Origin of the sequence: Lysinibacillus sp. FSL K6-0057 (assembly GCF_038630885.1) — a bacterium.
GTDB classification, from domain to species: Bacteria; Bacillota; Bacilli; order Bacillales_A; family Planococcaceae; genus Lysinibacillus; species Lysinibacillus fusiformis_F.
Map to the genome: position 1 here is coordinate 2,825,324 of NZ_CP152047.1, position 16,187 is coordinate 2,841,510.

Genomic DNA, 16,187 nt, shown 5'->3' on the forward strand with positions numbered 1-16,187 from the left:
CGGCTAGCTAGTATGAAAGATAAGGAAAAGCCACTTTTGCAGAATGTTTGATTGGAGTGGAGCCAGCGTCACAGAGGAGACCCTGGAGCGAACGGAAGTGAGTGAAGCGGCTCATCGGACGCCCCCTGGAAAGGACGCTGGCGGAACAGAAATCAACCTCTCCACCTTGCAAAGTTGCTTTTTCTGCCGTTGACATCATCTTTTTGCAACAACATGAGGCTCAAGATAGACATTAACTATCTTGAGCCTCTTTTTCATGCTTATTCATGATACAATTTAAAGCTGTATTGATCGAAATAACGTTGAATATTCATTGCTCCGTATTGAAGAACATTCACCATTTCAGGTAACTTCTCCTCTGTCGGCTTACGATAAATAGGGCCAGCAATTGTTAAAGAGGCAATCACTTCTTTTTTACTATTAAAAAGAGGTACACCTAGCCCAAATACCGAGTGAGAATATTCTCCCGTCGAAAAGCACCAACCTTGCTGTTGTATTTTTTCTAAATCAGCTAGCATTTCATCAGGGTCAGTAATCGTTTCAGGAGTTAATCTTTTCATCCCATGCTCCATGATCTCCTTTTTTCTCTCTTCAGGTAGATAAGCCATGATGACTTTACAAGATGCCCCAATATGTAGCGGTGTCCGCGTGCCAATCGACACCGAAAACTTAATGGTTTGAGAGCTCTCAGCTATTTCCACTGTGACACCATCCGTTCCATCTAGCCATGTTAAAAATACGGATTCTTTGATGGTATCTGCAAGGTTTATCATAATTGGTAAAACAAAGTCAGAAAGATTTAATTTATCTTTAACCATCTGACCATATTCTAGAAAGCGAAGCCCCAATTCATATTTTTTTGTCTCAGGATTTTGAATAAGAAAGCCTTGTTTTTCGAAGGTCGCTAAAATTCGATAAATAATCGAGTGACTAATATCCATCTCTTTCGCTAGCTCACGTACACCCCATGTAGGATTTTCCTTATTAAAATATTTCAGAACCTCCAAGGAGTTATCTAATGTTTTTAATGTCATTTTACACCTCAAATGTCTCTATAATAGAACCGTATTTTGATTATAAAATGAAGCCGGACAATTTTCAATAAATTCAACTATTTTACAATTAGATTTTAAATGAATTATTGTATTCAAGCAGTTAATAGGGTCATCCAAATTGCATAGAGCGTAGCTATCCAGCAAAAATAGAAGGCTATCCACCAGAATCCTCATTCTATCCGTCACATATTGAGTTTTATCCGCCAGTTTGCGTATTCTATCCAATAAAAAATCAACCCACCTCTTAAAAGGAGCGTTGATTTTTCACATTACTATTAGCTACTCATTTTTCTGCTGGATACCCTGTACTAATTTTTCTTGAATCCGTAAGTATTGGGCAATTTCCTCATCATCTAATACGTCAAAAAGCTGTACAAAGACCTCTTTCCCGATGGATTGAGCCTTTGCTAAAGCACTTTGACCCTCAACTGTAATTTGTAAGCGAATCGTGCGACGGTCGGATGGATCATACAGTCTTTCTGCTAATCCAAGCTTGACCAACTTTTCAGCAATGCTCGTCATAGCACCTTTTGTATAGCCGATCGTTTCGGCTAATTCTGCTTGTTTTTGCGGGCCTTTGCCATGTAGCTCGTTTAAAACTAAAATCGGTGAAATTCCTAAAGGATATGGAAACGCTTTTGTAAAACGTATAATATTGGCATTATTCACCTGCTCAATCATATGAATCAGTTTAAAAATATTTGTCTGTTTCAAAAAAATCCTCCTCAAACGCCGAGCATTAATGAAGCATTAGTGAACCCCCATCCACCATAATCGTTTGACCTGTGATGTATTGGGAATCGTCAGAAGCTAAGAAAACAGCTACACGGCCGATATCTTGCTCAATATCACCAAAACGACCTAGTGGGATTTTACTTCTAACCGCTTCATAATATTCTGGCTGTGCTTTTGCCCATGCCTGTACACCTGGTGAGTCAGCAAGCGGACTAATGATATTGACATTAATACCAAAACGTCCCCATTCATTTGCGGCAACACGTGAAATGCCGCGAATGGCTTCCTTAGCAGCGGCATAAGCTGCCTGTGTTTCATGACCTTGAATGCCTGCTCCAGATGCAAAGTTAATAATATTACCCTTTGTTTCTTTTAAATGCGGTAGTGCTGCTTGCATTAAATAGAAGGTTGGATAAAAACCTGTGCCAAATGACAAGTCAAGATCTGCTTGTGTAGTTTCTTCTATTGTAACTTGTTTAGCAGCATGAGCGTTATTAACTAGCACATCTAGTTTACCGTATTTTTCTACGACTGTATCAATAATTTTTGATAATTCATCGCGTTCCATTAGATTAGCCTGTAAAAACATAGACTGTGGAGACATTTCTTGTAATTCTTTTGCCATTGCCTCGCCTGCTTCTGCATTTAAGTCCACAATTGTGACAATCGCCCCTTCCTTTACCATAGCTTTTGCCATTCCACTACCAATACCACCTGCACCTCCAGTAATGATGACTACTTTGTTTTGTAGTTTACCCATTGCAACAACATCTCCTTCTTGTTTATCTATAAATAGTTTAAAATTAAACTATTTATAGATAAACAAAATTACTTCAGATAAAAAAGCCTATTCTGGTTAATCCAAAATAAGCTTTTCTAAAATTGACCTTTCCTGCAGGATCGTGCCGATTACTTTTTTCAAGCCCTCTATTTCTGATTTGATATTACACCAAATATAGACCCTTTAATGTATGGTTGTCCTTGTAATGACTGCAATTGCTCTGGTGTACCAGTTACTACCGCCCCGGTTATTTTCACATCACTTTTCTCCAGGGTTCCATTTTCCCCTATTAAAGCTTGATAAACCTGGTTTGTTTCCCACTCAAAGTTCTTGCCTTTACGAAGTAGCTCAATGTTTCGAATAAAGGTGTCAACCTCGTCGTTTGAAGAACGTCGGGGTTTTGGTTTGGATTGCTCTGATTGGAAGCCGTAAATGTACGGATGATTAGCTGCAATCGTATGCTGTCCTTGCTTAAAAAAATCTAGCGTATCATCTGTATAGGCATCCACCCACCACCAATCTACTTGCACTTCAGGCGGTAGCTTGCTTTTAATGTCATCAAAACGATAGGCATTATCAAAAGAAATAGCTAATTCTACTAAAGTATTTTTCTCCAATTGATTCAGTTCACTAATATTATCTTTATAATGATTGTATGCAATTTTAGGGTGATAAAAAAACATTTCTCGATCACCCGTGTAGTCATTAAACCGTTCGAATTGATGTGTTTCTGCCAGTGATTCTGAACCTTCTATTTGGATGGAGCTAGGAAAGGAAGTGAATGTAAGCGTTCCAAATAGATTATAATCACTTTCGATAGGCTTCCAAATATAGGGTCGATGCTGTTCTCCAAGCACCTTATAGGTTGTTGTTGTTATTTTTCCTCCAAGCAAATGATCGTCATAAACCTGATTACTAATTTGAACATTGGGCGCACTTATTTCGTTAAATAAATGAATATCATCCATTACTTTTTGAGCACTATTTAACGATAAAGTCCTCAGCCCATACCATAAGGCTATTAGCACAATGGGTGTAACGACCAATGTAATCCCAATCATTTTGACTGTTGACCAAAACCTTGCCCTTCTCATTATTTTTTTCGTTTGTTTATCATCAAACAAAAATTCATTTTCTTCTTTATTCATCATGAATATCCTCCTTAAATCGTTCAGTAAATTCTTCCCTAGCACGTCTGACATGCGTTTTTAGTGTGTTTTCATTCTTATTCATCAAGGCTGAAATTTCCTTATACGATAATCCCAGCTCATATTTCAGGATTAATAATTCCTGATGCAAGATGGATAGCGTTTCGAGTGTGTTCTGTATGTCCTTTAATTTTTCTTTTTTTAGCATCTGGATCTCAGGAATATGAATGAATGAAGTCAATTGAACTTCCTCTAATTCTGTTGTTGGATGACGTGTTTCTTTTCTCTTGAGATCATAAAATTGATTGGTTGCTACACGATATAACCAGCTCATTACTTTGTCTGACTGAATTCCATTTTTATGTAATAAAAATTTATAACATGTATCTTGGACGATATCTTCTGCATCCTCATGGGCTAACCCACGTTTTCTCAAATAACGATATAGCAGCGTTCCTGCTTGCTGTAGAAACGCATTCATTGATTGCTTTACCATGTCCACCTCCCTTCTGCCTATACAACGCAGAACGCCATGAAAAGTTTACATATTACAAAAAGTTCCCATTAAATATTTTAGTTTACCGAAAACAAACTACATTTATTTTCAAATACATACAAGCATCTTTTTTATTTGACAAGAATATACTGTAGCAGCTAGCTAAAATCACTTTCAAGAAAGGAGTTGTGGATGATGGGTGCTAAATGGATAAAGGTTTCAGTCTTTTATTTATTGATTGTTTTTGCTTTTGGCCTGTTTATGCATTATACGGTTCAACTTCAATGGAAGGCGACACATGCTCATATTGGTGTGGTAGGTTGGCTGACTACTGGATTCATTGGTTTAATTTATTCGACTTATAAAGATGCTGCGGAGACAGGTCTTGCCAAAGCACAGTTCTGGCTTTACAATCTCGGTTTACCATTCCTTTTTGTTGGCATGATGATGGTGTATTGGGATGTACCACGCTGGTTATTTGAGCTTTTCGTATCTGGTGGTGGCATTGCTGTAGCACTGTCCGTTCTGTTATTCTTTGTCAATGTCTTTAAATATGTAAGATAAATAGGAAAGCCCCGCTTCAGTTGAAGCGGGGCTTTCCTGTTGTTGAAAAAAGATGATGTCAACGGCAGAAAAAGCAACTTGGCAAGGCGAGGGGTTGATTTCCGTTTCGCAGGCGTCCTTTCCAGAGGGCGTCTGATGAGCCGCTTCCCTCACTTCCGTTCTCTCAGGGTCTCCTCTGTGACGCTAAATCCCCTAGGAGTGACGCTGGCTCCACTCCAATCAACCATTCTGCAAATTTTCAAAGTAGCTTAGCAATTAAATAGCCTATTATTTGTATTCTTAGAGAGAGGATAGGCTCTTATTTTCAATGTGGAGAAGTGATGCGTGACAACACCTCTTCATAAAGAGTAGTGAGCACCTTCACTTTATTTGAAAACCTTTGCTAAAAAGTCAGTGGGTTGAAGTGGAAGGCTACTTGACTCCCGTGGGATAGCGAGACAGGCGAAGCCCTGCACGGAGCGGTAGCGGAGGAAGCGATTCGGCGCTCGCCCACAGGAAAGCAAATAGCCTGCAACGGAAATCCATTTCTACCTTTCAATTGACTGTTTTGTTTTTCAACACTAAGAAAGCCCCGCTTCACAGTTGAAGTGGGGCTTTTCGTAGCTATTATTGTAAGGAATTCGCTTGCATTTGATACATCTTGTCATAGATTCCGCCAAGTGCTAGCAGTTCATCATGCGTGCCGTTTTCTACAATTTTCCCTCGATCAAGCACGAGGATACGATCTGCATTTTTAATCGTAGAAAGTCGGTGGGCAATAATAAACGTTGTTCGCCCTTTTTTAAGGACATCCATCGCATGCTGAATAATTTCTTCCGTTTCCGTATCAATATTCGATGTCGCTTCATCTAATATTAAAATCGCTGGATCGAAAGCAAGTGCACGTGCAAACGAAATCAACTGACGTTGTCCTGATGATAATGTACTGCCCTTCTCAATGACTGGCTCCTCATAGCCATTCGGTAAGTTCGCTAAAACACGTTCTCCCCCGACAGCATTTAAAGAAGCTTCTATTTTCTCTTGGGAGATACGAGGGTTGTTTAAGCCAACATTGGACGCTATCGTACCCGTAAATAAATAGGGGTCCTGTAGCACAATCCCCATATGTTCACGCATCGTTTGACGAGGAACAGAGGTGATATCAATGCCATCAATGGTAATTTTACCTTTTGACGGGTCGTAGAAGCGGAATAACAAGTTCATAATGGAACTTTTCCCTGAGCCTGTATGACCAACTAAGGCAATTGTTTCACCTTGATGTGCTTCAAATGATAGGTTTTTCAGCACATATTCATTGTCTTTATAAGCAAAGGAAACATCTTCAAAGACCACATTTCCTTTATATCGTGGAATGCTCTTTTCAGAAACAGACTCTCCATCCGTATCTAGCACCTCGAAGACACGTTTCCCTGCAACGAGAGAACGCTCAAGCTGAGAAAATTGGTTGACGATATTCGTAATTGGGTTAAACAGCTTTGTTAAATAATCGACAAACGCATACAATGTCCCTGCTGAAATCACTTCAGTAGCTGTAAATGACTGTGTACCAAAATAGAAAATAAACACGGTAAACATAATGAGCCTTAACGTATTCACAAGGTTAAAGGAAGTCGCTGAATCAAGCACTAATAGCTTACGTCCATAAGCATAATGCTCATTATTCATATCATCAAATTCCTTCGTCATTTGTTGCTCGCGACGGAATGCCTGAATAATCGTCATGCCCTGAATGGATTCATTAATCATGGCATTAATATCTGCGATTTTTGTACGAATGACATCGTTATATTTGGAGGCGATTTTTCGATACAAAATCATCCACACATAAACAATGGGAATCATTATTAAAGCAAGCATTGCCATTTTCCAATTTAAAATAAAGAGTGCGATATACACCCCAAAAATAGAAATGAAGCTCGTCACAAAATTGGATAATACCTGTACATATAAATTACGAACTGCTTCTGTATCGTTCGTTACACGAGCAACAATTTTACCTGCTGGTAAATTGTCGAAATACTGGATCGGTAAAGTTTGAATATGTTCAAAGACATCTTGACGTAATTTTTGGATTACACGGTTTGCACCGATTTGCAAATAAATATACATAAAATAGCGTAATATAGCCGTTGCAATGGCTAATAATAGATAAACAATGAGCAACCATGTAATCGGTTTGATTTCAATATGACCGATTGTCATGTAATGATCAATAATATGTTTCGCAATAAATGGCCCAACAAGCTCCGTAAATACGGCAATTGTCAGGAAGAATAAGCCTAATAATATCGGCTTTTTAAAATACATCGCATAGCGTATTAAACGTTGACTCGTACTCATGAGGCACCTCCTTCTAGCTGCTGACGGTCAAATTGCTCTTTATACCATCCTTGTTGCGCGAGAAGTTCCTCATGTGTTCCCTGCTCTACAATTTGCCCATCATCCAATACGATGATGACATCCGCATGCTGAATACCAGACAAGCGATGCGTTGTGATAATGGTTGTTTTACCTTGACGTTCACGCTGAATATTTTCAATAATCCGTGCCTCCGTCTTCGCGTCGACAGCTGAAAGGGAATCATCCAGCAATAAAATTTCAGGATCTTTAATTAATGCACGGGCAATGGATACACGTTGTTTTTGACCGCCTGAAAGAGAGACGCCCTTTTCTCCAACAAGTGTTTCAAGGCCCATTGGTAGATTGCCTAAATCCTTTTCAAAATACGCGGCATGAATCGCCTGCTGTAATTCTGCTTGTGTCGCATCTTCTTTCCCAAATAAAATATTTTCACGAATAGTCCGTGAGAATAGCACATGATCTTGCGGCACATAACCAATCCAGTCGAGAATCTGCTCCTTCGTTTGAGCGGTAATATCGATACCGTCAATGGAAAGCTGTCCCTGTCCGATTGGGTATTCTCGCAATAATTGGCGTAGGAAGGTTGTTTTACCTGCCCCTGTTTTACCAACAATGCCAAGCGTTTGACCTTTTTTCAAGGACAGTGAAATTTGCTGTAGATTTTTCACCTGACTCATTGGATATTGGAATGTTAAAGCATCAAAGCCAATCGCATTCGGTGTCGCAATCATTTGTGGATTCGGAATATTTCGAACATCTGCCTCGTAGTTCAATGTTTCCTGTACGCGATCTAGTGAGGCATTCCCCTGCTGCATAACATTGATGAGCTCGCCAATTGCAAATATTGGCCAAACAGCTAAACCTAAATAAACATTAAACGTGACCAATTGTCCAACTGTCATCGCTTCCGTTGCCACTAAATGAGCCCCGTAGCCAAGTGCTACCACATAGCTAATACCTGTTCCGACTTTTGTAATCGGGCCAAATAAAGCATTGATTTTAGCTGTATGAATATTTTTCGCATACACGACTTCACTCATATCCGCAAAATTTGCCTCATCCTTTTTTTCCTGCACATAGGCGCGCACCACTCGCACACCTGCCACAGATTCAAGTACACTATCGTTTAGCTCCCCAAAAGCATCTTGTGCCTTCATATAACGCTCATGAACAATTTTCCCTAAATATTGAATGAGGATCGCCATGATAGGGACTGGTAACATCGCAAAAAATGTGAGCTTCCACGAAATCATATAGCCCATCGCAAAAATGATAAAGCCCATATAAACCGTTGAATCAATCAACGTCATAATGCCAAAACCAGCTGTCATGGATACGGCATTTAAATCATTTGTTGCACGTGCCATGAGATCGCCTGTACGGTTTTTCTCATAAAACGTTGGGGTCATGCGTAAAAAATGCTGCATCAAGTTTCGACGTAAAATTTTCTCAAGGTTGATAGCCCCTTCAAATAGTCGGAATTGCCACACAAAATTTAATAAATAGCCCCCAATAATAATCCCAATAAAAATCAATACATACTTAGTTAAAATAGCTGGTGTCATCGCTCCTGTAGTCAATAGATCAATAATTGAGCCGAGTAAATATGGAGGAACAACCTCTAATCCACTAGCAACCATCAGTAAAACAATGGCAACCGTATATTGCTTCCAGTATTGTTTAAAGAACCAGCCTAATTTACTTAACACATCAAACATACATCATAACCTTCTTTCCTCCGTGCTGTTGTGGGTGGCTACCCACTTTCTAGAAATTCCTTTTTGAAAATCATTCGTCGTACTGTGTTTCGCATATACATACACTCCTTTTTTGTTTCACTACAACCTTTTTTGCACAAAAAAAGACACATACCCTAAAAGAGTAAGTGTCTCTTATAAAAGGCAGGATAATTCCATACCTTTTTCTGCAATTTTAAATAAATGTTAGGCATGGACAATGTATGTAACTGTGATAGAATGTGATACTGATAAAATGAACATTGTCATGCCCTCCTTTAGTTTATTTGTTATAGTGTTCTTGAAGATTATCACACTATAGAAATATTTGTCAACTATCACCCTGTTATTTTTTATCATTTTCAGGAAATAGTTAGCGCTTTAAAGCATTAAATTATCATTCTGTCACGTTAAAGGCTAAACGAATAGCAGGCATTGCAGAACCAGGATGATCCGTTGAGTAAGTTAATTGTGGAATTAGCGTCATATCGGTTTCTTTCTCCTGCTGCTTATAGATGCCAGGATATAAGTCAATTAAATGATAGCCAACTTCGCCTGTGGCAATCACATCAAATGTCAAATTGCCTTGACTATTAAAAGCACATAAGTATCCTGTATAAGCATTGTCATAAGTTAGATAATAGGCATTATCGTATTCAGTCCAGCCACCGCCTTTAATTGTAATGGAAATTTTCGTACCAACTGGACCTGATTTTGGTGTGAAATCAACAATTGACGGTAAAATACGCAAATAAGCTTGACCATATACTTGACCTTTTGCCATTAAATCTAAACGATGTGGTATGCCACCTAGATCATCTGGCACTTTAAAGTCATACTGTAAATTGCCTTTAGCATCTGTTTTTATTGTGCCTAGCGATGAAGTATCCTCACCAAAGCCTTTGCCACTGACACGACTGCCCTTCATCGTATTCCAAATAAGCTCTATTTCTGTTTCTTTTGGTAATCCTGAAGATGTTAATGTTATAGGCTCATCCACTGTTGCTGCATCTTTACTTAGCCCCACCTTGACACCTTGTGCTTGCTGTAGTTTTGGCATTTCAAGACCACCTGATGCAGCAATCGGTATTTCTTCAACATGATTTTCAATGGTTGGAGCAACCCCATCTGTAATAGTAAACATAAAGTCTGGTGCAGGCTTATCTGGATACGGGGACTGTAAATAGTTAATGTATTGCATTCCTAAATAGCCTGTACGAAGACGAATCGCATGTTCTCCAACAGAACCAGCAGCACGAATTTTTGCCTCTGCCGTTCCATTGGTTGAAATACCTGTCACTAGTCCCGTATATTTATTATCGTAGGTTAACTGCCAGTTACGCATATAGGTGCTCCAGCCAAGACCTTCCATTTTAATGACAATTTCTGACCCCACAGGACCTGAAGTTGGTTCCATTACAAACGATGGATCTATTGTATAGCCAACTTGTCCAATTTTTTTACCATCCTGCTTGACCCATAAGGTAAAATCTCCGCCAAATCCTTCAGGAACAGTAAACTTTCCAGACCAGTTTCCTGCTGAATTGGCCTTCCCTTGCTGTAAAACAATTTCTTGTTCTGTGAACTTTGGTCCAATAACGGCATAGAGATCCTCAATCACATATTCCCCTTCTATGGCATTCCACACTAATTCAACCGTCTTATTAGCCTCCAAATCTGTCACTTCAAATGCTACTTCATCTCGAACAAAACCTCGTTCTTTAGATAAGGTTATATTGTTTAATAGCTTCTCTTCTGGTGCTTCCTGTTTCTCAGCATTATTGTTCACGGATGTTTTGTTTACCACGACTACTTCTTTATCTGAACAGGCCATTAACGTGATACTTGTTACGAGCATCACCACGATAAGCAGAGGCGTTTGACATATGCGTTTCATAAAACCCCTCCTTTATTGGACAACTACTAATTTAGCTGTCATATCACCGTGCCCTGCTCCACAAAACACATTACATACCATGTTAAATTCTCCAGCCTTTTCTGGTGTAAATTTTGTCGTCCCATCTTTGTCTAATTTAACATCCAATCCCTCTACTGTAATGCCGTGTAAACCCTCATCAGATTTTAGAGAAAGTGTAACTTCCTCTCCTGCTTTCACATAAAAAGTTTGCTCTCCATTTGGACCATGAAATTCAAAATTTTTACCGATGATATCGACTTTTTGATTGGTTTCGACAGCTGCTAGGTCTTCTCCCTCTGACGTAGGCTCTTCCTTATCTTCTTTTGGTGCTGCTGACGCTTCTTCCGACACAATTGTTAATAAGGAAGGTGCAACATTAAATGGCTTAAATTCTCCCTTTTGCTCTTTATATTCTGCTGTGACTGTGTAATTAAGCGTACCTGTTGGTGTATCCTTTGTGACCGGATACGCAACTACCCAAAAGTTATCGTCACCATGCTTACCATATTGCATATCAAGTGTCTCTCCTGTAGATAAATGAACCTGCACTTTTGCATCTTTCACCTGTTCATTTGTTAGCCCATCAAGTACATTGTTACGAAAAATAATTTTATCTCCTGGTGAAAAGCGACTAGCAAGTACACATCCACCTTGCTCTGTCACTGTATCTCCAGTGATCACGAGTGATCCTAATTCATTCACATCGGCTGTTACACTTACTTGTTCATCCCCATCATTGCTACAAGCAGCTAAAACGATTAGCAGCATCAACATAGATGCAAATAACATTTTTTTCATAAGCAAACCTCCTGTTTTATTTTTGGACACTATCCCGTAAGCAACTATACCTATCAACACCCTATAGGCAAATCTGATGTAGGCGCTTACAAAAATAGGTGTTTTGGCGTATAAATGCTTCCTAGATAGCCTCATATTCATTTTAATCCTTCCTAATTCTACTAATCAATAATAAATAGAATAATTATCTGAAAATTCATACTTTAGTATGATATATTATTCTATTAAAATATTTACATCGTAATTATGATGTTAAAGTGATTAACAACAAGGCAAACAGCATGTCCATTGGTGATTTTCCATGTTACAATCTTAATAGCTACTCTTCCTTAAAGGAGCGACGAAACATTTGAAATCATTTTTTACAGTTGGAATTGGCGGAATTCTTGGTGCCATCTGTCGATATAGCCTTAGTCTTGCCGTTCCGAATACAGAAGTATTTCCATTTACTACACTGTTTATAAATTTAGTGGGCTGCTTTTGCTTAGCATGGCTATTTACTACTTTTACAAAACGTACACCTATTGTACTAGGAATAGGTACTGGCTTTTGTGGTGCTTTCACTACCTTTTCTACATTTTCCTTAGAGACACTATTACTCATGGAAAATAGTGAGTGGCTACTGGCTGTACTCTATGTTGTTGTGAGTGTTTTAGGTGGGTTAGCTTGTACTTGGATGGGAATACGACTTGCTAGGGGGCGCATCGCATGATTTTGGTCGGAATTGGTGGATTTTTTGGCGCTCTTTCAAGATTCTATTTAGGAAAATTACTGGCACATCCTTATCCATGGGCAACTTTTATTATTAATATCACTGGTTCCTTTGCACTTGGTTTTTTATTTGCGCTCCATCTTAGTGATTGGCTATGGCAATTAATTGGCATAGGATTTTTAGGAGCCTACACAACATTCTCCACTTTTGGATTTGAATCACTACAGCTTATGGAACAGCAAAAATGGAGACAAGCCATTCGCTATATTGCCAGTACCTTGCTAGTTGGAATACTATTTGCAGCTATTGGTTATCTAGTCGTGTAGAAGAGGGGTGAACGATTGACACAGCCATCAAAAGAGCTACTAGAGGAATTAGAAGTTGAAATAGAGCAAACGCTCTATTCACTGATTGACCTAGAATTAAAGGAAAATTACGCTACGATGAATACACAATTTGCCCAATTACTTGCTAAGGTTCAGACAGCCCAGTTAATTGATTACAAGCTCGATGTTCTCGTTGAACCTCAAGCTTTTGCAACTGAAACTTGTATTCTTTTACAAAGCTTAATAGAAGCAAAGGCAAGGCCAAATAAAAGACATAAGCTGTTAACACACCGCATGATTTTGAAAATTTGGTTACGTAAAAATCAACGATTCATGAGGGAATTTCTACCTCAAATGTTTTAGGCGCCACTTGGATTCGCAAGGGCGCCTTTTTTATATTTGTAGTTGTTGCAGCACTTCTTTTATTTCCCCCTCACTGTCAGATCAAATGGGGTTGTCTGCTGTGAAATATCCAAATTAATATAAACGGTTTTTCCTTTTGGCATCATGGGTAGTTGGTTGACCGGATATACCTCGAGGCTCATTTCAAGGACAAGTTCAGCTGTTTTGATTGCCTCCATCGAACGGTGCCAACTTGCTTGTGGTAGACTTTCTCCGAATAGCACAACATTTGGACATAGTTCCCACCGTAATAGGCGCAACTAGCCTTATCCATGACAGCAATGATGACAACGAATGGAGCATATCTAGTCATGGTATTTCTCTGACTTCTTGCCAATTAGTGATGCGTAGCCACGAGCGAAACGCTTTGTAATAGCTGTAATTGATTTGATACAACGCTTTTTTCAAAATCCCTTTATCGATTCACTATCGACAAGTATTAATTCCATTCCCAATGCACTGGCATATTTAACAAGCGTTATAGATGATGGAATCGTGTTAAAGCTTTCCATTCTTGAAACCACACTTTTAGATAAACCGCTTCGTTTTACAATTTCATCTTGGTTCATATTTTTTTCTATTCTTTTATTTACCAAAATATAAGCCATTTTAGTTAATTGCTTTTGCTCATTTGAAACCATTTCATTTTCTAAAATTTCATAGTAACGGGCAAAATTTCTTGACATGACTTTGGCAGAAGAGTGTTCCATTTGCCACACCTCATTACTTTTCATTGTTTACTAATTTAACAGCCTTTAATAAACTGTTTTATATTGTTTCTTCCACTTTCCTTCGCATGATACAGTGCCCTGTCCGCATGCTTCATTAGCTCATGAACAGTGATTCCATCCATAGGATAAAAGGCTATTCCAATACTTGAAGTCGTATGAAATTCATGTGCTCCAATTTTCCAAGGTTTTTGAAGCTCTGTAAGTATACGTTTGGCAATTAGAAATGCTTCCTTCTCTTCTTTAATTGTCGGAAGAAAAAGAGCAAATTCGTCTCCTCCATGACGAGAAAGTATATCCATTTCTCGTAAACACTTTTTTACTCTATAACTAAACTGTTTTAGAAGCTCATCTCCAACATCATGGCCCCATTTATCATTAATGTACTTGAATCTATCAATATCCATAAACATCAACCCGATTTTATTACCATGCCGTTTTGCATTTTTTATAGACTTTTTTAACCTGTCTTTAAATAACCTTCGATTGGGAAGATCCGTTAAAATATCATGAAATGCCATATGGGTTAGTTGCTCTTCATACTTTTTCTTTTTGGTAATTTCTCTGGATACCATAAGAAAATACTTGAAATCGCCTGCTTCCTCAAATACAGGAGTTAATTTCGCCTCTAGCCATACCCACACCCCAACGATATTCCGTAATCTAAACTCAAAATTATAGCCTTCCTGTGATTTTATCGTAACATTAAATACATGCATTATATGGGGGATGTCCTCTTTATGAACCAAATCCTGAATATTTTGTCCCTCATATACGGCAACAGGGAACCCCAATAAATTTTCATGGGAAGGCGATGCATATTCTAAGAAGCCTTTTGTGTTAATAATACATACAAGGTCTTCAATATTCTCTGTAATTAATCGATATCGTTCTTCATTTTGTTTAAGCGTTTTTTTAATTTTCCTTCTTTCTGTAATATCTCTTATTACCGTTAGAAATGCTGGATTTTCATGAAAATTAATCGTTTTACTATAGGCTTCGATATCAAGAACTTCTCCATCAGCGTTGAACATTTGTAATTCAACTACAGGTGTCTCACAATGCTCCCCTTCAGTTTGAAACATTCTTTTTTTGAAAATTTCCTGATATATTGGATTTTCAACCATAGTATGTTCTTTCGAAATTTTTTTAGCAGCTGGATTAGTATAAAGTATCGTATCATTCAGATGAACTACGATACCCTCGGGTAATTTTTCTACTATTCTTCTGAATAAGTCAAAACCATCATCAAAAGAAGTTTCTAATTGCTGTTGCCAAGCAATTTCTTGTGCAATTCCTTCTTCTCTAATTATTTGTTTAATGACATGAAATTTTGGGATAAGCTCTTCTGGAGGTGCAGGTTGACTAAATAAATAGCCTTGTGCTTTATTACAATGATGTCGTTGGAGAAAAACCATTTGTTCTTTTGTCTCCACCCCTTCAGCCACAATATCCAATTTAAGCTGATGGGCCATGGCAATGATTGTTTTTACAATGGTTGCATCTTTCTTTTTGAGAATACAATTTCGAACAAAGGATTGATCAATTTTGATAATGTCAATGGGAAACTCTTTCAAATAGTACAAAGAGCTATATCCAATTCCAAAATCGTCTAAACTTAGTCTGATGCCTAGAGCTTTTAAATCCTTTATGATAGGAAGAACATATTGAACATCCATCACCATACTCTCCGAGATCTCTAATTCCAAAAACTCTGGAGCCAGTTCCGCTTCCTCTAGTATCTCTTGAATCATGTGAATCAAATTTGGTTGATAAAGTTGATGAGTTGATAGATTCACTGCCATTATCAAAGACGATAAGCCTGAATCATGCCAAATCTTATTTTGCTTACAGGCTGTTCGCAATACCCATTCACCAATTGGTAATATTAATCCTGTGTCCTCTGCAACAGGAATAAAATCTACAGGAGAAATCATGCCCTTTTCTGGATGATTCCATCTAATTAATGCTTCCATCTCTACAATTTCACCTGAAACTAAATCAACTTTTGGTTGATAGTAAAGTTGAAATTCATTATTCTCTAGTGCTGTCTTTATAGCTGTTTCTAAATACACCATTGTAACTCCTCATTGATAAAATTTGTATGTCTAGATCCATAGTTCCTATTTCCAAAAACAAAAGAATCCACCATGAAAAAGCACGAATTACACATGCTTATGATTCATGGTGGATAAAATTTTTAGCAGGCCTTGCAAAAAAAGCTATCTACTCTTTTATTTAATTTAACTAAAGAACTCAAACATTTTGATTAACTACGCGAATAGTTTAAAACGATTGACACAAGAAACAAAATATTTCAATTCCTTTTGCAATATTCTTTATTATAGCTTCTACATCCAAAATGGACAATAACTATAGTAACTTTCCTATTCACAATTGGCGAATCGTTCAACTTTATTTCTTTCA

General features: G+C 38.1%; 16 protein-coding genes. 4 read left to right on the forward strand and 12 right to left on the reverse strand.

All coding sequences use genetic code 11. The annotated features are described in order from the left end of the window. Nucleotides 1-260: 260 nt before the first annotated feature. The 5 genes from MHB40_RS13905 to MHB40_RS13925 form a co-directional block, all read right to left on the reverse strand. Nucleotides 261-1,034, reverse strand: coding sequence for an IclR family transcriptional regulator (locus MHB40_RS13905; RefSeq protein WP_004230566.1), 774 nt, complete (start codon nt 1,032-1,034; stop codon nt 261-263). Between the two features lie 300 nt (nt 1,035-1,334). After that, on the reverse strand, nt 1,335-1,769 hold the full coding sequence (locus MHB40_RS13910; RefSeq protein ID WP_243456226.1) for a MarR family transcriptional regulator: 435 nt from the start codon (nt 1,767-1,769) through the stop codon (nt 1,335-1,337). Between the two features lie 25 nt (nt 1,770-1,794). Then, nucleotides 1,795-2,550 carry an SDR family oxidoreductase gene (locus MHB40_RS13915; protein WP_342532558.1) on the reverse strand — a complete coding sequence of 252 codons (756 nt, stop codon included), beginning with the start codon at nt 2,548-2,550 and terminating at the stop codon, nt 1,795-1,797. Between the two features lie 167 nt (nt 2,551-2,717). Then, nucleotides 2,718-3,722, reverse strand: a complete 1,005-nt coding sequence (locus MHB40_RS13920; RefSeq protein ID WP_342532561.1) for an anti sigma factor C-terminal domain-containing protein — start codon at nt 3,720-3,722, stop codon at nt 2,718-2,720. Continuing rightward, nucleotides 3,712-4,215: an RNA polymerase sigma factor gene (locus tag MHB40_RS13925; protein ID WP_066037741.1), complete on the reverse strand. Its 504-nt coding sequence runs from the start codon at nt 4,213-4,215 to the stop codon at nt 3,712-3,714. The genes MHB40_RS13920 and MHB40_RS13925 overlap by 11 nt, the downstream gene beginning before the upstream one ends. Before the next feature lie 192 nt (nt 4,216-4,407). Here MHB40_RS13925 and MHB40_RS13930 point away from each other — a divergent pair, with 192 nt between their 5' ends. Then, entirely contained in the window at nt 4,408-4,779 is a 372-nt protein-coding gene (locus MHB40_RS13930) for a hypothetical protein (RefSeq protein WP_243456230.1), read from the forward strand. A 606-nt stretch (nt 4,780-5,385) separates the two neighbouring features. Here MHB40_RS13930 and MHB40_RS13935 read toward each other — a convergent pair. The 4 genes from MHB40_RS13935 to MHB40_RS13950 all read right to left on the reverse strand — a co-directional run bounded on the left by MHB40_RS13935 (nt 5,386) and on the right by MHB40_RS13950 (nt 11,592). Then, complete coding sequence (locus MHB40_RS13935) at nt 5,386-7,119, reverse strand: ABC transporter ATP-binding protein (RefSeq protein ID WP_342532562.1); 1,734 nt, start codon at nt 7,117-7,119, stop codon at nt 5,386-5,388. Further along, nucleotides 7,116-8,858 carry an ABC transporter ATP-binding protein gene (locus MHB40_RS13940; protein ID WP_342532563.1) on the reverse strand — a complete coding sequence of 581 codons (1,743 nt, stop codon included), beginning with the start codon at nt 8,856-8,858 and terminating at the stop codon, nt 7,116-7,118. The genes MHB40_RS13935 and MHB40_RS13940 overlap by 4 nt, the downstream gene beginning before the upstream one ends. Nucleotides 8,859-9,273: 415 nt before the next feature. Next, nucleotides 9,274-10,773, reverse strand: coding sequence for a hypothetical protein (locus tag MHB40_RS13945; protein ID WP_342532565.1), 1,500 nt, complete (start codon nt 10,771-10,773; stop codon nt 9,274-9,276). A 12-nt stretch (nt 10,774-10,785) separates the two neighbouring features. Then, a complete protein-coding gene (locus MHB40_RS13950; protein WP_342532566.1) occupies nt 10,786-11,592 on the reverse strand; it encodes a hypothetical protein in 807 nt (268 codons plus the stop codon). A gap of 349 nt (nt 11,593-11,941) precedes the next feature. On the opposite strand from MHB40_RS13950, the gene crcB (MHB40_RS13955) reads away from it, so the two are divergent. The 3 genes from crcB (MHB40_RS13955) to MHB40_RS13965 are packed head-to-tail and all read left to right on the forward strand — an operon-like array spanning nt 11,942 to nt 12,993. Then, nucleotides 11,942-12,304 carry a fluoride efflux transporter CrcB gene (gene crcB, locus MHB40_RS13955; RefSeq protein ID WP_342532567.1) on the forward strand — a complete coding sequence of 121 codons (363 nt, stop codon included), beginning with the start codon at nt 11,942-11,944 and terminating at the stop codon, nt 12,302-12,304. Then, on the forward strand, nt 12,301-12,630 hold the full coding sequence (gene crcB, locus MHB40_RS13960) for a fluoride efflux transporter CrcB (RefSeq protein ID WP_342440763.1): 330 nt from the start codon (nt 12,301-12,303) through the stop codon (nt 12,628-12,630). Before crcB (MHB40_RS13955) ends, crcB (MHB40_RS13960) begins: the two co-directional genes overlap by 4 nt. Before the next feature lie 15 nt (nt 12,631-12,645). Further along, nucleotides 12,646-12,993, forward strand: a complete 348-nt coding sequence (locus MHB40_RS13965) for a hypothetical protein (RefSeq protein WP_342532569.1) — start codon at nt 12,646-12,648, stop codon at nt 12,991-12,993. 59 nt (nt 12,994-13,052) lie between these two features. On the opposite strand, the gene MHB40_RS13970 is transcribed toward MHB40_RS13965, so the two are convergent. The 3 genes from MHB40_RS13970 to MHB40_RS13980 all read right to left on the reverse strand — a co-directional run bounded on the left by MHB40_RS13970 (nt 13,053) and on the right by MHB40_RS13980 (nt 15,838). Next, the gene (locus tag MHB40_RS13970) at nt 13,053-13,292 is read right to left on the reverse strand and encodes a hypothetical protein (RefSeq protein ID WP_342532570.1); all 240 of its coding nucleotides are present in this window, start codon (nt 13,290-13,292) and stop codon (nt 13,053-13,055) included. A 144-nt stretch (nt 13,293-13,436) separates the two neighbouring features. Continuing rightward, the gene (locus MHB40_RS13975) at nt 13,437-13,742 is read right to left on the reverse strand and encodes a helix-turn-helix transcriptional regulator (protein WP_342532572.1); all 306 of its coding nucleotides are present in this window, start codon (nt 13,740-13,742) and stop codon (nt 13,437-13,439) included. A gap of 35 nt (nt 13,743-13,777) precedes the next feature. Beyond that, nucleotides 13,778-15,838, reverse strand: a complete 2,061-nt coding sequence (locus tag MHB40_RS13980) for an EAL domain-containing protein (RefSeq protein ID WP_342532573.1) — start codon at nt 15,836-15,838, stop codon at nt 13,778-13,780. Nucleotides 15,839-16,187: the final 349 nt, after the last annotated feature.